This is a genomic window from Flagellimonas sp. 2504JD1-5 (assembly GCF_053618295.1).
Map to the genome: position 1 here is coordinate 1,154,407 of NZ_JBSIOU010000001.1, position 23,571 is coordinate 1,177,977.

The window sequence follows — 23,571 nt, forward strand, 5'->3', positions numbered from 1 at the left end:
GAAAACGGATGAAAAACCAATTACAATATACTTGTCTTGTGGTCTTACTGCTGCTAGCCTTTAAAGGAATGGCGCAACAAGATCCACAATTTACCCAGTATATGTACAACACATTGAATGTCAACCCGGCTTATGCAGGTTCAAAGGGACATTTGACCGCCTTGGTGATGCATCGGTCCCAGTGGGTGGGAATCAACGGGGCCCCAAGCACTCAGGTTTTGGCTGTTGATGGTCCAATGGGCAACAATGTGGGGCTTGGATTAGTGCTGTCACACGATGCCTTGGGCCCGGCCGCGGAAACGTTTGTCGACGCCAATTTTTCGTATACGCTTAAATTGGATGAGAACAACAGGAGACTTTCATTTGGACTTAAAGGAGGTGGAAGGTTGTTCAATGTTGATTTTTCAAAAGGATTGACCGAGAATCCGGACATTGCGTTTCAAAATAATATCTCAAACAAATTTTTCCCAACAATAGGTGCTGGTGTGTACTACCACACAGGGAAAAGTTTTTTAGGGCTTGCCGTACCTAATTTCTTTGCCCAAGACCACTACGATGGACAAGAACAAGAAATTGCTGCCGAGCGCTTACACTATTATTTAATAGGTGGTAAAATCATTGACCTTACCCCAGATATAAAGTTTAAACCCGCATTTTTTGTAAAATGGGTTCCTGGCGCTCCTTTAATTGCAGATATATCGGCAAATGCCATGCTTAAAGAAACCTTTACGGCGGGACTGGCCTACAGATGGGATGATTCCTTTTCGGCCTTATTGGGACTTCAGATATCGCCAGATCTAAGTGTTGGTTATTCCTATGATCTAACTACATCCGATTTGAGAAGTTATACCAGTGGTACGCATGAAGTATTCCTTAGGTACGAGTTCAAGACAGTAGAAAAGCGATTAAAATCCCCTAGATTCTATTAAGATGAAGATTTTTAAAACAAACATACTGGCAATACCTCTATTTCTTCTTGTTTTTACAACGAACGCCCAGTTGAAGTATCAGAATGCAGACATCAACTTTGATAACCTGATGTATGTAAGAGCTGCAAAACAATATGAAAATATTGTGCGAAAAGGTGATGACTCCCAACAGGTGTTAGAGCGTTTAGGAGATGCATATTTTTTCAACACTGATATGGAAAATGCGGTAAAATGGTATACTACACTTTTTTCAAAATATGAAAACGCGCTGTCTTCAGAATATATTTTTAGATATGTGCATGCCTTAAAAGGTGTTGGTAATTATACTTTGGCCAAGGCAATTATGAAGATTTATTCCACAAGGTTGAAAGAAGAAGGTTTGTCGGTTGATCATCTAAAGGACAATGATGAAAAATTGGATGAAATCCTGAACAGACAACCCCAATTTTACATATCAAACTTGGCGATCAATACCCCGGTGGCCGATTTTGGGACCATGTATTATAAGGACAAAATTGTATTCTCATCAAGCAGGGATACCTTGAACTTGGAAACCCGGGTCTATGAATGGAACCAACAGCCCTATTTGGACTTTTTTATGGCCGACACCATCAAATTAGGATCCGACTTGGCTAGTGTGACTCCGTTTTCTTCCATTTTAAATACCCGTTACCATGAAGCTGTTGCGGCATTTATTCCCGAAGGGAATGTAATGTATTTCACAAGAAACAATTTCTCCAACCAAGTTCTAGGGGGAGACGATGAAGGGACCAACCATTTAAAAATGTATACCTCCCAACTTCAAGGTGGAGAATGGACAGAAGCAGAGGAAGTTCCTTTCAATAGCGAAAAGTATTCTGTTGGGCAACCTGCCATGAGTCCAGATGGAAAGAAACTATATTTTGTTTCCGACATGCCGGGAAGCATTGGAGGGACAGACATTTTTGTGGTGGATATTAACCGGGACGGAAGCTTTTCAGAACCCAGAAATTTGGGTCCAACTGTAAATACGGGCGGAAGAGAGATGTTTCCGTACATCACCGAAGAAAAAATATATTTCGCATCTGATGGACACCTCGGTCTTGGCGGATTGGACATATTTGAAACTGAGATTAGCAACAACGGATTCTCCGAACCCAATAATCTGGGTCAACCCGTAAACAGCAATCGTGACGATTTCGCATATATCGTAGATGAAAAAACACAACGCGGGTATTTTTCTTCCAATAGAGAAGGCGGCAAGGGAGATGATGACATTTATTCTTTCCAACGAATGGAAGAAACCTGCCAACAAACCGTAAAAGGAAGTGTGGTACGAAGCGCGAATGCCCAACCCATTGTAAACGTCAATGTTGAATTAATTTCATCCGATGGTACCTCCTTGGCAAAGACAAGAACCGATCCGTATGGTGCATTTGATTTTGACATTCCTCTGGAATGCGAGTCAACCTATGCCATTAAAATTGAAAAAGAGGGATTTGAATCTGGAGGTGCAGGCTTTAGTACATCAAAAACAAAAGATTATGTCCATGACGTACCTATGGAGATAACCAAAGAGCTCAACAAACTTATTGTACGCGAAAATGGAGTGCTAAAAATCAAGATTGACAATATCTATTTTGACTTGAATAAGGCCGAAATCCGTCCAGATGCCGCTCAAGAGCTCAATAAAATTGTTGAGGTAATGAAAGAATACCCCAAAATGGTGATTAAAATCGAGGCACATACCGATGCAAGAGGAAGCGACCGATATAACGAAACCTTGTCGGACAAGAGGGCAAAAGCCACTGGAAATTATATCGCTTCACAAGGAATAGACGCAGAAAGAATTGAGAGCGCCATTGGTTATGGAGAAAAACTACTGTTGAACCATTGTAGTAATGGGGTCAAGTGCAGCACCGAAGAGCATGATGCCAACAGAAGATCAGAATTTATCATTGTTAAGCTCCAATAATCAACCAACAAAAACCTATCCTCTTAAAACCTTCAATATTTATTGAAGGTTTTTTTGTTAAAAATGGTTCTAGGTGCAACCCTAGCATTTTTGATTTGTCTTTGGAATAGATGAATAAGGATTATTTTTAGCCGTCATTGAATAACCGTCCAGGATTTTTGGAAGCAAACGTACGTTTTACACATCAAGCTTTGGTAGAACAAAGCAAAGAAGGCAACAGAAATGCCCAGTACCAGTTGTATGGACTATACGTGGATGCCATGTTCAATGTGGCTATGCGATTGTTGACGATTAGAGAGGATGCCGAAGATGTTTTACAGGAGAGTTTTGTTGAGGCATTTAAAAAACTCGACACCTTCAGGTTCGAAAGCACTTTTGGCGCATGGTTAAAGCGGATTGTGATCAACAGAAGTATTAATCATTTAAAAGCAAAACGTCTCCTGTTGTCTTCATTGGAAAACGAAGGAGAACCTTTGGAAGATGACGAACCGGAAACAGATGTCAAGTTCGAAATTGAAAAAATAAAAATTGGTTTGAGCCAGCTTCCGGAAGGGTACAGGCAGATAATCACCTTGTATTTGATTGAAGGATATGATCATGTAGAAATTGCAGAGGTTATGGGAATTTCCACCTCCACCTCCAAATCACAATACCATAGGGCAAAAAAGAAATTGATTCAAATTGTAAATGAACTGTAATGGACAATTTTGAAAAATACATAAAGGAAAACCAGCAAGCTTTTGACGTTCACAAGGTGGATAAGGATAAGCTTTGGGGCACTATTTCCGAAGAACTCGACACAGAGGAAAAAGTAAAAGTGATTCCGTTGTGGAAATCCTCCAAATTTAAAATGGCCGCATCCATCATACTATTGGTCGGGTTGTCTTTGACGACATTTTTAATGATGAATAACCCTGTTTCAGATACTATGGACGGTTATGCCAATGAAGAACTGTTTGAAATTGACCTTCACTATAAAAATCTGGTTTTTCAACAAGTACAATTGGTGAAAAATCACCCAAGCCTTGCGGATGCTGATAAGGAAGAGTTTTTATCCTTTATGGATGAGCTGGACAGGGAATACGAACAGTTAAAACTGGAAATGCAGAACAATTTGGACAATGAGCTGATTTTGGAGGCCATTGTAAACAATTATAAAAAACGAATTGAATTGATTGAGAACTTACTCAAACAGATCAACGCTTCTAAAAATGAAATGGATTATGAAGGGTATATATTATAAAAGCACCATATTGGCCGTAATAAGTTGCTTTTTGGCAACAATGGTGTTGGCCCAAAGTGAACGTTCCAAACAATGGAATAAGAGCTATGGCCTCTCGGCCACTGGAATCGTTCAAATTGAGAACAAGTATGGGAATGTATCCATTAATGGGTGGAACAAGGACGAACTAAAAGTCTCAGTTTCAATGACCGTAACCCATCGAAAAGATGACAATGCCAAAAAACTTTTGGACAGAATTCAACCGAAGGTGACCCAAGCAGGTGATTTTATCAAGATTTCCTCGGAAATAGCCGAAAGGAGTTCCAGTATTTTTAGCAGATACTTTAACAAGGCCAACCCTTTTGATTTTGATAAATCCAACATCCAGATTGATTATGAAATATATATGCCCGTTAATGCGGAGCTGAATATTACCAACAAATTTGGAGATGTGATCATAGGAGCTTGGAAAGGAGATTTGGATGCCAACATACAGCATGGGGACCTTTGGGTGAATGAGGAAATATCCACTGCGAAGATTGATATGCGTTTTGGAAAATTGAATTGCGGTAACTTGGGTTATGGGAATATTAAAATGAGCAATGGAGCAATTGATATTGACAAGGCGCAAAAGCTTAAAATAATAAGTAACGGAAGTGAAATAAAGCTCGATGAGGTCGCCACCTTAGAGCTTTATTCGAACAAGGACGAGGTACTCCTGGAAAATGTAGGAAGTCTAAGGGGGGATTTTAAGTTTTCCAAAGCCGATATTTCAAGCGTTGACACTGAATTATTCTTGACCTTAAGAATTGCAGAAATTGATATTCAAAAAATCTTAAAACAAGATGCAGAGATTGATATTGTTCAAGAATCTTCAGAAATTAACTTGAACATCTCCGGCCTTTCTTTTGACTTTAGGGCCACTTTGGAACAAGGTTTGTTGCGAGTTCCCAAATCTTTTGAGAATGTAAAGACCAATATGACCAATGCAGGAAGGAAGATAAGGGACATTTCAGCTATATACGGGTCAGGGCTTCGGGGAGATTTCTCCATCAATGGTATAAAAGGTGTGATTATACTATCGGACTAAAACTAATCAACAACAAATTATTTAAAAAGACGAGGTATGTGCAACCTTTTTTCACTTCACTTGTCTTTAATTCAACAACCTAATCAAAAAACGATGAAACAAAACAGATTACTACTCCCAATGCTACTTTTATTTGCGTGCAGTGCATTCGCTCAAACAGAAGATGAGGGGGATTACATTGAATTTAATGATCGACGAAATGTGGTCCATGGTGTATATCTTGGACTTGGCACCTATTTCGGCGAAATTGATGGTAAAAATACGTATCACGGACACTTTAAAGTTGCATATGTGGCCAATCAACAAGTGGAGGTAGGCTTCGCTGCAGTTGGATTTTATTCTCAACAAAACCTCCCGCTAAATGCTTTTGAGAATCTGGATTTTGCCGGAGGTTATGGTGGACTTCACATTGAACCTATACTATTTGGTAAATCAAAAATTAATTTGTCGTTTCCACTAATGTTGGGGGCGGGCGCAGTGATCTATGTTGAGGATAACAATAGGGATGTGGATATTGATTTTGATCGGAATGAATGGGATGAGGTATTTGTAGTGGAACCTGGACTGAATTTATTGTTTAACCTTTCCCGGTATGTACAATTGGAAGCGGGGATGAGATACAGGTTTTCAAGTAAGGTTGATTTAGCTCCAGATAGAATAAGGAATATCAATGGCTTTTCTGCCGGATTCGGAATTAAAGTTGGTGTATTCAATATGGGCCGAAACAGATATAAAAAACATTTACGCGATGAATAACAAATCAAAAAACGAACGGCCAATCAACCAAGGTCTAGCAGCTAAGCATGTATTTTCAAAGAACGGATCTGTATTTGTGAGAAGCTCGCAAAATTTGGAAATGGATGAGTGGTCGGCCATAAATTTCCATTGGATGCCCGTACTGCAGTTAAATAAGGAGTTGGGGTATTAAACCCTGGCACATCATCAATCAAAAAACATAAATCATGACATCAATCAAAAGAATTTTTTTTGCTTTGGCATTCGGGATAACAATTTCCTCATGCTCTTACGAAACAATTCGGGTATCCGATGAGGTATCTACCCGGGAATATGACTTTAATAATGTTACCGCGCTATCGGTGGCTACTAATTTCAAAGCATATGTTACTTTTTCAGATACAGAAGAAAGTGTTCGGATAAAGGCCAACGATAATTTGTTCGAGAAGATAAAAATCTACGAAGAAGGAGGAAAACTTACGGTAAAACTTAAAAACGTAAACATTAAAGGAAAGGAAACCCTACAGTTGTTTATTACCATGAAGGAGATTAGGAATTTCAAGGCCTCTTCGGATGCGGCCATTTTTTTAGATGATCCTTTAAGTGCCAGTGAAGTGACCATTGATTTAAGCTCGGATGCCTATTTTAAGGGGGATATTTCCACTGTCGATTTTGAGCTTCGGGCTTCTTCGGACAGCGAAGCAGATTTATATTTGGAAGCGACCCGGACCTATATGAACCTTTCCTCAGGCGCCAAAGTGGAAGGTCAAATGGAGACTCAAAATGCAACACTTAAATTAACTTCGGATAGCTCTATAGATGCAGTGGGAAAAATAGATAATTTAAAAGCTTCCCTATCTTCCGACAGTAGGCTGAAGGATTATGGCTTGAACATTGAAGATTTAGAGATTTCGCTCTCATCAGATAGTGATGCCTACCTGACCGTTTCCAATACTATCGATGTTGCCGCTAGTTCAGATGCCAGACTTTTTTATAAGGGAAATGCAGAGATTATAAGGCAGGTATTGTCAAGTGATGGTAGAGTTATTAAAAAATAAATGCCTATAATTAGAGACCAGGAATAAAGTGGGAAATTGTATATTTCACTTCAATAAAATGTGTTTATAAACCTATTAAAATGTCCAAAGAGGAAAAAATTATCACTCTGCACCCACAAGGAAAAGCAGGGGTAAATATTCTGAAAAGGCGTTACGATTTTATCAAGGACTTTATTATAAAGACTGTTTCTGAAAAGGAGCCCATTACTTTTGATAAGCTTGGAGATATGGCCATAGAGGAGTTAACAGAAAGTTTTGATGGCAAAGTACTGTGGTATATTGTAACGGTAAAACTAGATTTGGAGGCCCGGGGAACTATCGAAAGAATTCCGAAAACCAGTCCTCATCAATTAAGAATGAAGAAATAGGATGTCATCTTGGCAAGCTGCCTTTGTGTAACTGCGGTATTCTGAATACTTTTAATAAAAAAAAGTCTATGCCGGTATCTCCAAAGCTGTCCAGGGCGCTTCATCTTTTTGATGAAGCCAATAGCAAGGATCCCAATATGGAAGTTTATGGCGGAGAGGAATTTCCAAAAGAATTGTTGTATGCAATGCGTATGACGAAAACTTTGAAGGATTTTGCTCCCAACGCATCCGAAGCATTACAGTTGGCGGCAAGGGCGCAGCATATTTGTCGATGGCAAATCCCTAGGGATGATTATGAAATGAATCGTGTTGGATATTTGAAATGGCGCGAGGATTTAAAGAAATTTCACATGGGCAAAGCATCCGAAGTTCTTGAACAAGTGGGCTATGAGTCCAGTATTATCGATCAGGTGGAGTTTCTTTTACTTAAAAAACGACTAAAGAAAAATGAAGAGACCCAAACTTTGGAAGACGTTGTTTGTTTGGTGTTTCTACAATATTATTTTGAGCCATTTGCCAATAAACATTCAGACGATAAAGTAGTGGACATACTTCAAAAAACCTGGAGGAAAATGTCTCCGAAAGGACAAAATGCCGCGACTAAGCTCTCAGTTTCTAACAAGGCATTGGAGTTAATAAAAAAAGCCATTGAGCATGGAGCGGAATGAGCTATATCCTATTTTTTTAAAAGCATCCAAAATAAATATACTTATTGTTGGAGGAGGTAATGTGGGCCTAGAAAAACTTAGTTTTTTACTAAAGTCCAGTCCAAATGCTCAAATTCAAATGGTAGCACCTGTATTTTTGAAAGATACCCTGGTGCTGGCGAACAAGCACAATGTTGAAATAATAAAAGAAGAGTACCACAAAAAATATTTGAGCAAAAAGCATATGGTTGTAGCATGTACGGATAAAACTGAAGTTAATGAGCAAGTATACCATGATTGCAGAACGCAAAATATTTTGGTGAATGTAGCCGATAATCCACCTTTCTGTGATTTTTATATGGGAGGTATCGTGACAAAAGGAAATGTGAAAATTGCAATTTCCACTAATGGCAAATCACCCACCATTGCTAAAAGACTCCGTCAGTTTTTTGAAGAAGTTATTCCGGAAAATATAGATGACCTAGTTCAGAATTTGAATGAATATCGCAAAACCATCAAAGGAGATTTTGATGAAAAAGTGGAGGCCTTGAATGAGTTTACCAAAAGCTTGGTCGACAAAAAGAAATAAAATTCGATCCTATAACCTTTTCATCGCATCAATAAGATCATCCTTTTTTCTAGGTGAAAGACTAACATGCATATCATTGCTCATAATAATATATCCACCATCAGATTTTATGTATTTTTTTACTTCTCTTAAATTAATCAAATAACTATTGTGCACCCGCATAAATAATTGATCGGACAATAAGTTTTCACACTCTTTAAGATGTTTGCTCACTAAAAGAGAGGTCTTATTTTTAAGAACAAATGAGGTGTAAGATCCATCCGCTTTGCACAGAACAATATCGTCTATTGCAATAAACTCCATTCCTGCCGTTGTGGCCAAACAAATTTTCTCTTGTTTATTTGATTCTCGAGATAGACTTTGCATAAGCGTATCAATTTGCTGACGGTAAACGTTGGTGTCCATGCGTGTTCTCGCTTTTTCAACAGCTTGTTGTAACTCATCCAAATCAATTGGTTTTAGCAGATAGTCCAAAGAACTGAACTTTATTGCTTTTACCGCATATTTTTCAAAAGCTGTGGTAAAGATGACCTCAAAACTGGGCTCTTTAATTTGGTTTAAGACATCAAAACCTACTCCTGATTGCAGTTCAATGTCAAGAAAAACAACATCTGGACTATAGACCGATAGTACTTTTACGGCTTCCTGAACGGAACTTGCCATTGCTATTACCTGTACATCTTTGCAAAATTCCTCCAATAGTGATTTTAAAGTTTCTCTACTGTGTTTTTCATCTTCAACGATTACTACTTTCAATATCATAAGGTTGTTTTTTGGTTGTGAATGAAAAGTAATGGCCTGCACTTTGAAGATATTTTAAGGAAAGTCCACCTTTAATAAAGTGCTCGTTATTGTCCAATAAAACCCTGGCATAGGTAAGGCCAATTTCACCCCATACATTTGTAGCACCCGAAATCACCCCTTCGCTGATGCTAAAATCTTGTGTTTCGTCGAATCCACCTTCTTTTTCCAACAATGAACCATCCACATCATTGACATTAAAAAAGGCACGACCCCGTGTAAAAATGGCCAATGAGGATTTTTTATTGATATTGAACATGACCGAAGGTCCTAGAACATCCACATTCCAACCCATGGAGTTGTTTGCTGATGGAAAGGTGCGCGCTTCATCAAAAACCTTGCTATAATCTGCAAAGGCATCTTTGAGCTTGAAGCCGATATAATCGTTTCCAAAGAAAGCACTAACACCGACCAGATTGATATCCAACTTGAGTCTGGAATCTGCAATATTTGCAGGGTTTGACAAGATGCCATGGACACCATTGTAATTGTCGGTTAAAAATCCTGAGTAGGATTGGGCCCGCAGTTGGCCCAAAGAGCATATAAATAATAGGCTCAATAAAAATCTTCTAAAATACATGGAATTGGGGTTTAAAAGGTTGATATATAATTTTTGTCCAAAACTTTTTTGGGTACTATTATTTGATGACAAAGAGAATTCAATTGAATGATATGTGCTGCGGCCAATGAATGGAAGTGTCTTTTCAATTGACCAATGGGCAAGTTGAATTTATACTCCTGCCAATGCTAAGATGGATTTAACTATATAATTGTAAGTCAAGCAATTAATGTTAAAAAAAAAGAGCCACATTTTTCGGCGGCTCTTTAAGCATAATAGATTAAATAAATGGAGTACGTACTTTTTTTGTTTATCCATTACAACCAAGGAATTAGGGCGCAATTCCTTGGTGCAATGGAAACCTCAACTAAACTAAACACTTTAAGGACCAAATGCCTAAAAAAGTGCATTGCTATATGTAGATTCGCGCTAAACCAGTTTGTAATGATTGATCCTAATATAAAACCAGGATTGTTTAAACGCTATCTGAAACAAACGTACTATGAAACCGGGTTATCTAATGCACCCGTTTTATGAATGACCCATTTCATTTCATGAATGAGTGATTTGGACTAGCCGATGATTTTAGGCAGCGCCGAAAAAAGTGGATTTGGAGATGCCTAAATATTGGGCAAATTGTTTTTGATGGATTCCCAAAAGAAATCTTCAAATAATCGGGTACAACCTATTATTGCACCTTTTTCCATATGTTCGGATATTCGGATTGCAATTGAGAGGCCGTTGGAATTAAAAACCTGTTGGAGTGTATTTCCAAAACAGGGGTAAGCTTTGGAAATATTACCGCCAAGAACTAATGCATCGGCATTGAACTTTTTGAGCCACGGAGAAAGAAAGTCGCCCAAATCACGTCCAAAGGTCTCTAATACCTGTCTGGCACCAGGGTCGCCATCAAAAGCGGAGGCAAGTTCTTTTACACCTTTTACGGTTTTGCCGCTGATCGCTGCATAGGCATTGACACAGCCCCTTGTTGAAAAGTAGTCATCTGCTATACCATCTTTGTGTGGAAGATTCCAAAGAATTCCATTTGGAGGAACCATGTTTCCTGAAGTGATTGGAATGCCACTGGCTATAAAACCAGCGCCTAAACCCGTTCCTAGGGTGACGCACAACTGCTTTTTATGGCCTTCACTTTCCGCCAACCAAGCTTCTCCTACGGCAAAAGATGTAGCATCGTTCAAAAAACGAATGGGCAAAACCCTTTCGTAATCCAAAAAAGAATTCAAACTTTTTTCAATATTGGTGCCATATAGTCCGCCGTATTTAAAACCTTCCGGATATTTTGCAATGCCTTTGGCATAATCAAACGGTCCTGGCATGGCAAAAGCGATTCCGGTTAATGGAAGTCCTTTTGCAGCGGTCAAGGTTTTGTTCAAGCAGTTGGCCCAAGTTTGCAAAATATGGTTCTTGGGTTCCATATTGGCAACATGGCTGGTGGCATATGAGTCGTTCAACAATTTTTTCTGGTGCAAAGCAACAACAGCTGAGGAAATATGGGTTCCGCCAACATCCACACCGACAATATATATTTCTTTTTTCATGTGGTGTGTTGTTGTGGTTGGTTTGATGAGAGCTAAGTTGTGGTTGGTGAATTGTAGCCTGGAATTAAGGGTTTTGATTTATTGAAAATGATTTTAGCGCATCATTATTTTGGGCTACCAAAACCATTTTGCTGTCATTTCGGGTGAAAGGGACCAACTTTTTAGCGTCTCCATTTACAAAAAAGCCGCTGTGACGACTAGTTTGGGGTTTAAAGGATCCTTTTCCATTTCCTAGAAGCAAAAGGCCAGTTCCGGCATCATTACGGGGGGTCTCCACTTCAGAAACAAATAGATTACCGACGCTCAATACATCTAACCAACCATCTCCATTATAATCATCAACCAACATGTCATTAATATTGGTTAACTGAGCAAATCGGGGTAATTCCGAAACTTTGAAATTACCATCACCTAAATTTTCAATATAGGATGAAGCGAAGGTATTCGTTTCATAGTGAAGTGAATTTTCCAGGCTCTTGGTATCGTAGACAGATTCTAGTTCCAAAGAGGCAAAAACATCATATTTCTTTATTTTTTGCTTTAAACCTGGAACCTGCTCAGCCGAACATGAGAAACCACGTAATGGAAAATGCTTGTTATCGTTGTAGTAACCCAAAACAATGTCATTGGATCCGTTTCCGTCAAAATCATTATAATAGACATCAAACGGCTCATTTTCGGAAGTTTTGTACTTGTAGTTTAAGCCAAGATTACCAGCGATGAAATCGTCGTCACCATCATTGTCAAAATCCCCTTTGGCAATACTAAACCACCAGCCCGAAGTATTTGATAAACTTGGAATCTCTTTTTTGACCAATCTCCCATTGTCATTGTCCAAAATTGTGATTATCATCCATTCACCAACTAGAATAAGATCTAAATCACCATCTTTATCATGATCAGACCATTCCGCATCAGTTACCATACCAATATTTAATAATTCTGGTGCTAGTTCTTCGGTTACATTGACCAGTTGACCGTTGTTATTCTTCAGTAAATAGCTTGTTGCCGGTTTTGGATATTGATGAGGAACATGTCTTCCTCCTATAAATAAGTCCGTGTCCCCATCATTGTCATAATCCGCTGCGAGTACTCTGGAGCCACTAGTTCTGTATGCATTCAGCAATGCTCCTTTGTTAAAATTACCTTGGCCATCATTGAAGTATATCCTATCTGAATAATGGAAATCGTTCGCGGGAAACTCATTCCCCCCGCTTAGCACAAACAAATCTTTAAAACCGTCGGAGTTCACATCCACAAAAACTGCATCCACATCTTCGTAAGGGGCTTCACGTAGCCAGAGTTCTTCATTGGTTGTTATAAAATCGCCCGTTTCGGTTTGCTGGTATAAGCTTGCACTGTGTCCGGTTGCTCCTCCAATGTATATGTCTTCCAAACCATCCCCATTAATATCCGCTACTGTCATTGCCGGTCCAAATTGCGACATTTTGTGAGGCAGCAACACTTGCTTGTCATAATCGTCAAAGCTGTTTTCTATATGTTGATGTGAGATAGGGAATATGGATTCTGCATTTGTGAACAGCTTTTTGTGCGGTTCGTTTGTTCTCATGCCGGACAATACCTCGTCCTTCATGTTCAAACTCATAGTGCTGTTGGCTTCAATATTTTTTTTGAAACTGGTCTCTCCGTTTGGCCAGATCACATATAAACTATCAATTTCGGTGGCATTACCTATACCAAAATGTACATAAGATTCACTAGTGGAGTAGATGCCACGGACGTTGGTTGTTTCGATGGTTTGTTTTTCATTTTTTGAAAATATGGTTGCCCTAGCTCCAAAAACAGGTCTATTTTGTCCATTTTCCAAGCGCAACCTAAAATAATTTGAATTGGATTTTTTGTCAGAATTATTTCGATATAAAAAAGCCTCTGCATTGATGTTGTTAACAACTAGATCCAAATCACCGTCATTGTCTAGATCGGCATAAGCGGCGCCATTTGAAAAAGATTCTTCATTCATGCCCCATTCATCCATTACTTTTTCAAAATCCAAATTTTTCTTATTTCTAAAAACATAGTTTTTTAAGGGTTGGGAGGGAAGTGGGGCAAGAGCTTTTTTTAAATCTATTATATCAAAAACAGACTTTATATTTCCACCATCAGGATGTTTTTTAATCCATTCCAGACGACTGTTGTTGATAATTTCGGCCACTTTTTTGTCTGCGTCAGTGTTTCTAATATCTCTGAGCAAACCGTTGGTGATGTATATATCTTTAAACCCATCATTGTCAAAGTCTGCAATTAAGTTGGACCAGCTCCAGTCCGTCGCAGCGGTACCTGTTAATTGTGCAATATCGCTAAAGGTGGTATTGCCGTTATTCAGCTGAAGCGTATTGTACATGTATTGATAATGGCCTCCATTGTTTAGAACTTCCCAAAAGGAATTTCGGTCCATTCCACTCATGTTTGATTTGAGCCTGAAGTTGTCTTCTGCAACCATATCCAATACGGAAATATCCAAGAGGCCGTCATTATTTATATCTGCAACATCGACCCCCATGCTGTAGTAGGAAATATGATTAAGTGCATTATCTATCTTGTTTGTGAAGGTTCCATCTTGATTGTTGATGAAAAGAAAGTCTGGGGCATAAAAATCGTTGGCGACATAAAGATCTGTCCAACCGTCATCATTTAAGTCACTTGCAGAAACCCCATTCGGAAAACCAACGTGGTCCAAACCAGCTTCTTTGGTGACATCATGAAATTTTGTACCATCACCTTTATAAAATTTTAAACCGTACTCTGGTTTTGACAAATCTGCACCTTTAAAATCTGATAGACTTCCAGGATTTGGGGGTTGTATAAGTAAAAAGAGATCCAAAAACCCATCTTTATTATAGTCTAGAAATGTAGCGTGTCGGGTGCGGTCACTATTGGCGACACCATACTCTTGGGCAGATTCTTTAAAAGTGTTGTTTCCGTTGTTGATATACAGCAGGTTGGTACGCCATTCTGGTCTGTCATCATACAGCTCCCGACTAATATAGATATCGTCTAGACCATCATTGTTTACATCTGCAATGGTAACTCCGGTGGACCATCCACCATCGTCCAAGATCCCTGCTTCTTGGGTAATATCCTTGAACTTTAAGTCACCCAAGTTCAAATAGAGTTTGTCAGATACTTGATTTCCTGCAAAATAGAGGTCTTGTAGTCCGTCGTTATTGAAGTCTCCGACACCTACACCTGCTCCTCCATAAAAATTGGCATATCTAAGGATATTGTGTTTTGCTTGATCTTTTAGATCATTCGAAAAGTTGATGTTGGTATGTTTGGATGATAGTAGTGTGAAACGCGACTGTTTATCTTCTTGTGAACAGGCAAACCAAATTGGGGCTGCCGATAGAAGAAGCAAGAAAGATTTAATATACAGTCTTTTTATCATCATTTAAATTGGTTTAAGACAGTAGCAGCAAAAATAAAGGAGAGTTTCCTCTCCTTTACTTGAACTACTAACTCTACTTAAAATTAAAAAAACTCAAATGAATTATTGTTAAAACGGTATATTAATTTACATCCCACCAAACTCGAGTGGTTAACTCGTCTGGACCTTGTCTTGAAATGGCCTCGGCATAGTTGTCGGGATTGTTCGTCTGCTCACTTTCTGAATAAGACATTCTTCTTGGTATGGTTCCATTTGTAACATTACCTGGGTAAACAACCGGAACCAATGCAGGGAAACCGGTTCTTCTCCAGTTGGAGAAACTTTCGTACTCATTCAAGAATGTAGCTGCCCAATATTGGGTGTTTATTTGCTCAAGTGCATTACCTGCATCATAAGGATTGTTGGTCAAATAGGTGTCAATATCGGCTGAATCAATAGCACCACCATCACCATATAGGGACAACATTTCCATTGCGGCTCTTACACCATTATTGTAATGAGTCTCGGCGTCACCTGCCAATCCCCATCTCACATTGGCTTCAGCAAGCATAAACTCAACTTCAGCATAGGTTTGGAAGAACATAGGTGCATCTAAACCGGTGATTACGCTTCTATTGGGTTCGGCAAACGGATCTAGGTCCGCCTCTCCTGTAGCTCCCTCTAACGTGCTATTGTCTAGCCCATTAGGAAGGCCCTTTAAATCGGCAAAAGCCGTGCTTCCATCGCTTCTTCTTGAAGCCAAGACAGGTAACCTTGGGTCGTTGGCATTTTTCATAAAGTCAATAAAAGTTTCACTCATTCTCATGTTACCATCAGCTTGGAAAACCTCGCCGTTACCGTTTCGATTTTCACCAGCTGGACCGTCGGTATGAGGTACATAGAAAATATCATCATTGGATTGCATTACCCCACCATTAATGGCTTGGGTCACCCATTGTTGAGACGCTGTTGGATCTACTTTAATCAAGCGGAAGCCAAGTCGAAGCATCAACGAATTTGCAAGTCTTTGCCATTTCGCTTGATCTCCATTATAAATGATATCCGCACTACCAAAACCTGAAGTACCGGACCCAAGAGCAGCTGCAGCTTCACTAAGTTCATTAAGCATATCAGCATAAATCTCACTTTGAGGGTCATATTTTGGAGTAAGAATTCCTTCCAATACTGCTTTTCCTGCTTCACTGTAAGGTACATCTCCATAAAGATCTGTCAATCTTGAGAATACAAATACTCTCATGATTCGCGTAATGGCCTTCATTTCATCTGGAGCCTCCTCATTGTTCAATTGCGCCAACATGTCTTCCAGCGTCTTAACGGCATTTTCATAATACCTGTCCATTAAAGAAGACGCATATCCTCTGTTCCAAGTATATTTATCGCCGTTCCAATAACCTGCGGTTGCAGAGAAATGCTGCATCATGGTAGACTGATAAATCAAATTGGCACGCCAGTTGTCATAACGCTGACTGGATGCGAACAACTGCGCTGCCGTCAGTTTATTTGCCACGTTCACCTGTACCGGTTTGGTGGGATTAACATTTAGATCTTCAAACCCCTTGTCGCATGCGCCAAGAATGAACACAAACAACAATGTATAGATATATCTTTTCATAATTTTTTTTTTAAAACTTAACGTTAACACTTAAACCATAACTTCTTGTGGAAGGAACACCAAAATACTCCAATCCTTGAGAATTTCCTGTGTTGTAGGCACTTTCGGGATCTACATTGTCAATAGTTCTGCTAAGATAGAACAGATTTTGAGCCAGCAGGTTGACCGTAACGCTTTGTAAAAACGTCTTGTCTAGAAGCTGTGATGGGAATGTGTATCCTAAGCTCAATTGTCTAAACTTGATATAATCGGAATCTTCAACAAATTCTTCAGCTATATCGTTAACCCTTCCCCAGTAGGTTGAAAGGTTCTCTGGGGCAACTGTAGCCGTAAATGAAGTTCCAGTTCCAGTATCCGCATTAAATGTGGAACCATCTATTCCGGTAACGGAAAGACCACTTTCTCTACCTTCCAGGGTTGCCTTATGCAAGCCTGTACCAATTGCGGTTGTGTTGGTTCCTGAGAATAACTGACCTCCAAACTTTCCATCAATCAAGAAATTCAAATTAAAGTTCTTGTATCGAATGGAATTTGTGAAACCAAGTGTCCATGGTGGAACTCCGTCACCCAAAATCTTTCGCTCACCTTGGCGAGCAATAGGTGTTCCATCACTATCTATGTCATAAACAATATTGCCGTCATTGTCCCTCACATAGGAAGTACCAAAAATTACACCGTAACGTTCTCCTGGAATTTGCATAATCCTAACGTTTCTCGTTCTGGGTTCTTCCAGACCTATAGGTGCATCTTCTTCGTTTGTTGCTGTTACCACTCCTTCATTAAATGCAGCGTTTATGGAAGTTGTCCATTCAAAGTTTGTATTTCGAATAGGCGTTGCTGTTAACAATAATTCAACCCCTTTGTTCTCTATTTTTCCAAGGTTGGCAGATGCATTGCCAAAACCTGAGGTCAATGAAGTGGTTACGTTAACGATGTCATTTGTCGTTTCGTTCGTGTAATACGCAAAATCGATTGACAGTCTATTGCCAAAAAGTCTTGCATCAAAACCGGCCTCAACTTCGCTCTTGTTCCATGGGACCAAATTAGCATTGGGAACAGTGCCTCCAGAAATCCTTCCTAAGGGCTGTCCTAAATGTCCTTGGCCAAAAATTTCATAGGTCAAAGCCAATTGATACGCTTGGTCAGCTCCACCGGCAGTTTGTGCATATCCACCACGAAGTTTAAGGAAATCTACAAAAGTTGGTAATTCGAACATGTCCGAAAGAATGAAACTACCGTTGATGGATGAATAGAAGTCATTGTTCGGAGTTGTTTTGTCAGGGAATGATAAGGTTGAGAACCAGTCATTTCTACCTGTAAAGGTCAAATAAGCATAGTCATTAAATGAAAGTTCAATGGAGCCGTATAGGGAACCAATTTCTCTTTCACTAAAACTTCTACTTCTGTTTTGGTTTTCCAAGTTGGCAATATCTTCCAATCCAGGTACAATAAAGTTACCGCCTCCAAGATTTAGTTGCTCAAACGTAATCTTGTTATTGTTTGCACCAAAAAATGCCGAAACAGCAAATTGATCGTTAATATCCTTGTCAATACCTAAGATAAGATCAGAATCTACCTGAGTATAACGTCTTTCTTGTTCTGACATACTTCCCAATGGTTGGTATGCCGTTCCAAAAGGAGTTACCGATGTGGATTTTCTTGTATAGTGGTCAACACCAACTCTTCCGGTAATGTAAAGCCAATCAAGAATGTCATAACGTAATGATGTGGAAGCGATTATCCTATTCCTTGTGTCTTCGTTTCTGAAATTGAACGCTGCAAAATATGGGTTTTGTGAAAAGGTATTGTTTGAATACATTCTTTCAGTCCCATCTTCGTTTACACCTGGGTTCATGAACCTAACGTCCACGTTGGGAGAAAGTAGTCCAACCGTAAAGTTTGCATTACCAGGAGCATCTGACAATCTTGGTCGGTTCATTACATCTTCAAGAATGTACTTTGCATTGACCTGAGCGGTCAATTTCTTATTCAACACGGCTCCGGCATTCAATGAGAATGTTTTCCTGTTCAATCCTGAATTTGGAGTAATGTCATCGTTTGTTAGATCCGATGCAGAAAATCTAAAGTTGGAGTTTTCTGACCCATTTGAGAGTGCAACTGTATTGATGAACGTTGTTCCTGTTCTGTAAAAATGATCTTGGTTATTGCCAACATAAGAATAAGGTCTTTCAACCCCATCCCATTGTACCACTGGAGACCCATCCAATCTGGCTCCCCACGAACTTAAACCTGCATCAAGGGCCTCAGCTTGGTTAGCGGGCTTTCTTCCTTGAATTCCATGTCCGTATTCGGTTTGGAAATCTTGTAGTGAAGTATTTACCTTATCAAAATTTACGGTAGAACTGTACTCCACACCAAAACCTTCTTGCTCACGACCACTTTTAGTTGTAATCAATATAACACCGTTACCACCTCTAGATCCGTAAAGTGCAGTAGCTGATCCACCTTTTAAGACAGAAACAGATTCTATATCGTCTGCGGTGATACTGGATATACCATCACCTCCATCGTTTCCACCCCATAAACTTGCGGCTCCGTTGTTGTCGTTTCCAATTGGGATACCATCTACAACATATAAAGGTTGGTTGTTACCTGTCAACGTACTGTTACCACGAATGATAACCCTACTTGAACCTGCTGCACCGGTGGAGTTCTGCGTAATATTTACACCGGCGATTTTACCCTGGAGGGCATTAATTGCGTTAGGTGTTTTAATCGTAGAAATTTCCTCTCCGCCTACTTCGGTCAGTGAGTAACCAAGCGCCTTGGTTTCTTTTCTGATACCCAAAGCGGTAACTACTACTTCACCTAAAGCCTCAAGGCTTTCCTCTAAGGTGGTATTTACCGTATTTTGTCCGGCAACGGACATTTCTTTGGTAGAATATCCAATTGCGGAAAATACCAAAATTGACGCATCATTGGATACAGAGATGGTGTAATTACCATCAAAATCGGTCGACGTACCATTTGAGGTACCTTTCTCGACAACGTTAATACCTGGAAGTGGTGTTCCGGTACTCGCATCAGTAACCGTTCCTGAAACGGTTTTTCCTTGTGCCGATACGCCTTGGAGGCATAAAAGCGACACAATCATTAAAAAGTAATGAAGTCTTTTGATCATACTGTTAGAGTTAGGTTATTGTTAATAAGCCTTAAGTTAGCTTAAAATGTTTGATTTATAAAAGTTTGAATTCCTTGAGGATATAGGAAATTATTTCGACTAATAACAAAACTGAAAAGCTAAAGGACATGGAAACTATAACGTTTGAAATCACAAGTTATAGTGGAAAATGGTTTCGATTCCCTAGAAAACTAAGGCTTTCAGCATTTCTTATACGTCCAGCAACGGGCTATTTTTTGTTCGTTATGAAGCGCAAACGACCTGCATTCGTCAATTTTTGATGGGAGATGAAAGGGATATTTATTTTTTTCCCATCCAACACCATATTTGATAGCATTTCGTCATCGCCATCTTTGGTTATTTGAATTGATTTATTGGGATAATATTTTGGGTTTAAATGGATGGTAATCTTATCGAAGGTTGGAATGGTAAGCGCATACATTGGGTCAGCCGGACTTACCGGATATATCCCCATCATGGAAAAGACTGCCCATGCACTCATGGTTCCGGTATCATCATTTCCTGGAAGGCCATCTGGGGCATTCTTAAAATAGGTGGAAAGTAATTCGGAAACTGTTTTTTGGGTACGCCATTCTTCTCCTTTCACATAGTTAAAAAGATACGGATAGGCAATGTCGGGTTCGTTGGCCATATCAAACTGTTTCTTGTCAAACACTTCTTGCAATTTGTATGCAAAAGGTTTAGGGCCTCCCATTAACTTGATAAGTCCCTTTATATCGTGTGAAACCATAAAAGTATATTGCCAAGCATTTCCCTCGATAAAACCTAGATTCTTTACAAAGTTTGCTCCAGTTTCTGGATTATAAGGTGTCAACCAACTTCCATCATCGTTTTTGGGACGCAACAAATTGAATTCTTTATCAAAAAGGTTTCTATAAGAAATGGAACGTTTGGAAAACCGTTTATAGCCATCTTTTTTATTCAAAGCTTTGGCCAATTGCGCAATGGCAAAATCCGATATGTTATATTCTTGCGTGGTGGAAACAGAACCGCTGTTGGTTGTTTTGGTGGTCAGATATCCTTTCGTGATATAATCGTTGATTCCAGGGCGCAATGGGTTTCCTTCCAACTGGTCGGCACTTTTGATCATGGCCCCGTACGCTTTTTCCACATCAAAATCTTGAATGCCCTTTAAGTAAGTGTCAGCGATAACAATTCCGGCAGGATCCCCAACCATGGTGGTGGTTTCGGTTGCATTCAATTCCCATTTAGGCAACCAACCGGATTCGTCATAAATCTGCAACATACTTTTTACCATGTTGGATTGCTGTTCCGGGTAGACCAAACTCATCAACTGATGTAAATTTCTATAGGTGTCCCAAAGTGAAAACACCGTGTACCGGGTTCCGGTAGTTTTAAGAGTTTCCCGGGTTCTCATTTTTGGGTATTCCCCGTTAATATCATTTAAGGTGCTGGGATGAATCAACGTATGGTACAAAGCTGTATAAAAAATGGTTTTGTCGTCATCGGATCCATCTTCAACTTCAATTCGGGATAAGTGATCATTCCATTCTTTTCTAGTTGCTTTCAGAATTTGATCAAAGGACTTATTCGCTGTCTCCTTTTCAAGATTTTCTCTTGCATTTTCAATGCTTACATATGAAATGCCCACTTTCATTTCAATCTGTGTGGGCTCTTTAAAATCGTAACGCATGTATGCACCTATGCTGTCCCCGACAACTTCTTTGGTATAACCTTTCATCAAACGGGTCTTTCCATTGTAACCCATCCACTGGGCCTCTTCACCTTTATAGGTGGTTGGTTTTTTCCAGACACCAAATTCGTCAGCAGGTTCGGAAAACTGGGCCACAAAATAAACAGGATAGGCTTCCTCAGGTTTATAATAACAGAAAGAGCCCACACTACGGATGCCTTCTATTTCTGTTGGGGAAACCACTTTGATTTGAGCTCCTTGTTCATTGGTAAGTCCCAATCCTAAATTCAACAAAATGTTGGCTTTCCCTTCAGGAAAAGTATACTTGCTTATTCCGGTCCGGGTTGTTGCAGTTGCCTCGACTTTGATATTGTATTTATCCAACGTGTTGGAATAGTAACCCGCTTTGGCAATCTCATCAGAATAGGTAGAACCATATTCTTTATGATCTGCAATCACATCCCCAGTGGTGGGCATGGCTAAAATGACCCCCAATTCAGGGCAGCCCACTCCGCTGAGGTTGACATGGCTGAATCCGGTCAAAAATGTGTTGTCCGACGAATATGGTGTGGACCACCACCGACTATCTTTTTCGAAAGGGAGGTTCTTCGGGCCGGCTACGTTGAATGGAGAGACATTGGCCATTCCCCTCACTGCAATAGGGCCTGGATTGGTAGTTCCAAAGTTGGAAGTGCCGATAAATGGATTCACAAAGTCGACGGACTTTTTCTGTGCTGTACACAACAAGGTTGCACAGAAAAAAACGAATAAGAAGTTAAGCTTTATGCTCATTTGGACTTGTTTGCAAGTTTTTCAAGATTTAAATGACTGCCCATGTAAACCAAATTGTCATATTTTGACTTCAAGTCTTCATCCATTCGGAATACATGGCCCTGGCCACGATATAATTCCAGTTCATTTTCCAGGGAAACTTCGATGACGGTCACGTACTTGTCCAGATTCTTTTCTTTAGGAACGGAAATACGTAAAATCCCAGGAATATTTTTCCAAGAAGCGCCTCCATTTCTTTCAAATGAAAGTTCTTCATCTGTTCCCAAGACTTTAATGGATGTGACTTTGTTTTGGAGTCCTTTAAATGAAATATAGTTTTTTGGGTTATCAAAAAGACATAAATACACCTTCTTCTTATCCTTCGATATCAAAGAAGGGCCGTAGAAATGTCCATAAGGCAATCCTGCCGTTGAGTCAAAAACGGCATCGTGGTGTTTATTGATCCAAGAGCCTAGGCTTTCCAAGCGTTCCAATTGTTCTTTTGCAATCGTGCCATCAGGCTTCGGACCAATGTTCAATAGTAAGTTACCTCCATTGGAAATGACTTCCACAAAAGTTCTGACTATCTGTGAAATAGGCTTATAATTTTTATCCGAAGGATAATATCCCCAATTGTCGTTCATAGTCATACAAAATTCCCACGGGCCGTCCGGTCTTACAACTGGAATGCCTTGCTCTGGGGTTCTATAATCTCCATATTGATTCAATCTTGAATTGACAATGAGATTCGGATTCCAGGAAAGCAGGGAGTCTTTCAAAGCTTTAGAGCGCCATTGTTCAGCTGATTTTTCCCAATCTCCATCAAACCAATAGAGGTCCGGGTTGAATTGTGAACTCAATTCTTTCAATTGACCTTGGTAAAATTGGACAAAGCGTTCCCAAGAATCCATTTCTTTCTGACCTTTTTGGGGATAGTCCTTTTTGGTGTTTGGTCTGGGGAAAACTACCTCGTAATCGGGATGTGACCAATCGCAAAGCGAATAATAAAGTCCCACTTTAAGATTTTTATCTCTTAGTGCATTGACATAGGGAGTAACCAAATCTCTTTTTGCAGGCGTTTTGTCCACTACATTTAAATGACTCAATTTAGTATCCCAAAGAGCAACCCCATCATGATGTTTGGTGGTCATGATTACATATTGAGCCCCGATCTTTTTGAAAAGTTCGGCCCATGCCTCAGGGTCATAATTCGCTGCCGTGAACTTTTTCCCTTGTAACATATAGTCCACGTAAGATATTTTTTTATGGTAGAGCGACCAAGATTCGGTGATGCCGTTTACGCCATAATAGCCCCAATGGATAAACACCCCTAGTTTGGCATCTTTAAACCAGTCCAAACGGGAATCTGTTTCAACTTCTTTGTCCTGGGCATTCATTGCTAATGCAAAAAGAATACTTAGAGGGATGATCAGTTTTTTGATTTTCATTTTGAA

19 protein-coding genes are annotated in these 23,571 nt (G+C 39.6%); 11 read left to right on the forward strand and 8 right to left on the reverse strand.

The annotated features are described in order from the left end of the window. The first annotated feature begins 8 nt into the window (after positions 1-8). From ACULLG_RS05200 to ACULLG_RS05250, 11 genes are all read left to right on the forward strand, one after another. Positions 9-929 carry a PorP/SprF family type IX secretion system membrane protein gene (locus ACULLG_RS05200; protein WP_452125704.1) on the forward strand — a complete coding sequence of 307 codons (921 nt, stop codon included), beginning with the start codon at positions 9-11 and terminating at the stop codon, positions 927-929. Between the two features lies 1 nt (position 930). Beyond that, positions 931-2,883 (forward strand): OmpA family protein, encoded by a 1,953-nt coding sequence (locus ACULLG_RS05205; protein ID WP_452125705.1) that lies wholly within the window; start codon positions 931-933, stop codon positions 2,881-2,883. A 158-nt stretch (positions 2,884-3,041) separates the two neighbouring features. Next, complete coding sequence (locus ACULLG_RS05210; RefSeq protein ID WP_452125706.1) at positions 3,042-3,581, forward strand: RNA polymerase sigma factor; 540 nt, start codon at positions 3,042-3,044, stop codon at positions 3,579-3,581. Next, positions 3,581-4,126, forward strand: a complete 546-nt coding sequence (locus ACULLG_RS05215; RefSeq protein ID WP_452125707.1) for a hypothetical protein — start codon at positions 3,581-3,583, stop codon at positions 4,124-4,126. The genes ACULLG_RS05210 and ACULLG_RS05215 overlap by 1 nt, the downstream gene beginning before the upstream one ends. Continuing rightward, positions 4,107-5,195, forward strand: coding sequence for a hypothetical protein (locus ACULLG_RS05220; RefSeq protein ID WP_452125708.1), 1,089 nt, complete (start codon positions 4,107-4,109; stop codon positions 5,193-5,195). The genes ACULLG_RS05215 and ACULLG_RS05220 overlap by 20 nt, the downstream gene beginning before the upstream one ends. A 93-nt stretch (positions 5,196-5,288) precedes the next feature. Then, on the forward strand, positions 5,289-5,951 hold the full coding sequence (locus ACULLG_RS05225; protein WP_452125709.1) for a hypothetical protein: 663 nt from the start codon (positions 5,289-5,291) through the stop codon (positions 5,949-5,951). Then, positions 5,944-6,123, forward strand: coding sequence for a hypothetical protein (locus ACULLG_RS05230; protein ID WP_452125710.1), 180 nt, complete (start codon positions 5,944-5,946; stop codon positions 6,121-6,123). The genes ACULLG_RS05225 and ACULLG_RS05230 overlap by 8 nt, the downstream gene beginning before the upstream one ends. 34 nt (positions 6,124-6,157) lie before the next feature. After that, positions 6,158-6,988: a GIN domain-containing protein gene (locus tag ACULLG_RS05235; protein ID WP_452125711.1), complete on the forward strand. Its 831-nt coding sequence runs from the start codon at positions 6,158-6,160 to the stop codon at positions 6,986-6,988. An 80-nt stretch (positions 6,989-7,068) separates the two neighbouring features. Next, positions 7,069-7,356 carry a DUF6958 family protein gene (locus tag ACULLG_RS05240; protein WP_452125712.1) on the forward strand — a complete coding sequence of 96 codons (288 nt, stop codon included), beginning with the start codon at positions 7,069-7,071 and terminating at the stop codon, positions 7,354-7,356. 68 nt (positions 7,357-7,424) lie between these two features. Further along, positions 7,425-8,024, forward strand: a complete 600-nt coding sequence (locus ACULLG_RS05245; protein WP_452125713.1) for a DUF4202 domain-containing protein — start codon at positions 7,425-7,427, stop codon at positions 8,022-8,024. Then, a complete protein-coding gene (locus ACULLG_RS05250; protein WP_452125714.1) occupies positions 8,011-8,592 on the forward strand; it encodes a precorrin-2 dehydrogenase/sirohydrochlorin ferrochelatase family protein in 582 nt (193 codons plus the stop codon). The genes ACULLG_RS05245 and ACULLG_RS05250 overlap by 14 nt, the downstream gene beginning before the upstream one ends. A 9-nt stretch (positions 8,593-8,601) precedes the next feature. On the opposite strand, the gene ACULLG_RS05255 is transcribed toward ACULLG_RS05250, so the two are convergent. The 8 genes from ACULLG_RS05255 to ACULLG_RS05290 form a co-directional block, all read right to left on the reverse strand. Next, positions 8,602-9,354, reverse strand: a complete 753-nt coding sequence (locus tag ACULLG_RS05255) for a LytR/AlgR family response regulator transcription factor (protein WP_452125715.1) — start codon at positions 9,352-9,354, stop codon at positions 8,602-8,604. After that, positions 9,329-9,973 (reverse strand): hypothetical protein, encoded by a 645-nt coding sequence (locus tag ACULLG_RS05260; RefSeq protein ID WP_452125716.1) that lies wholly within the window; start codon positions 9,971-9,973, stop codon positions 9,329-9,331. Before ACULLG_RS05260 ends, ACULLG_RS05255 begins: the two co-directional genes overlap by 26 nt. Positions 9,974-10,572: 599 nt before the next feature. Further along, a complete protein-coding gene (locus tag ACULLG_RS05265; protein WP_452125717.1) occupies positions 10,573-11,511 on the reverse strand; it encodes an ROK family protein in 939 nt (312 codons plus the stop codon). A 64-nt stretch (positions 11,512-11,575) separates the two neighbouring features. Beyond that, positions 11,576-14,920 carry a VCBS repeat-containing protein gene (locus tag ACULLG_RS05270; protein WP_452125718.1) on the reverse strand — a complete coding sequence of 1,115 codons (3,345 nt, stop codon included), beginning with the start codon at positions 14,918-14,920 and terminating at the stop codon, positions 11,576-11,578. Positions 14,921-15,038: 118 nt separating this feature from the next. Beyond that, positions 15,039-16,529 (reverse strand): SusD/RagB family nutrient-binding outer membrane lipoprotein, encoded by a 1,491-nt coding sequence (locus tag ACULLG_RS05275; protein WP_452125719.1) that lies wholly within the window; start codon positions 16,527-16,529, stop codon positions 15,039-15,041. Between the two features lie 10 nt (positions 16,530-16,539). Continuing rightward, positions 16,540-19,671, reverse strand: a complete 3,132-nt coding sequence (locus ACULLG_RS05280) for a SusC/RagA family TonB-linked outer membrane protein (RefSeq protein WP_452125720.1) — start codon at positions 19,669-19,671, stop codon at positions 16,540-16,542. 229 nt (positions 19,672-19,900) lie between these two features. After that, positions 19,901-22,138, reverse strand: coding sequence for a GH92 family glycosyl hydrolase (locus tag ACULLG_RS05285; protein ID WP_452125721.1), 2,238 nt, complete (start codon positions 22,136-22,138; stop codon positions 19,901-19,903). Next, positions 22,135-23,565 carry an alpha-L-fucosidase gene (locus ACULLG_RS05290; protein WP_452125722.1) on the reverse strand — a complete coding sequence of 477 codons (1,431 nt, stop codon included), beginning with the start codon at positions 23,563-23,565 and terminating at the stop codon, positions 22,135-22,137. Before ACULLG_RS05290 ends, ACULLG_RS05285 begins: the two co-directional genes overlap by 4 nt. Positions 23,566-23,571 lie beyond the last annotated feature (6 nt).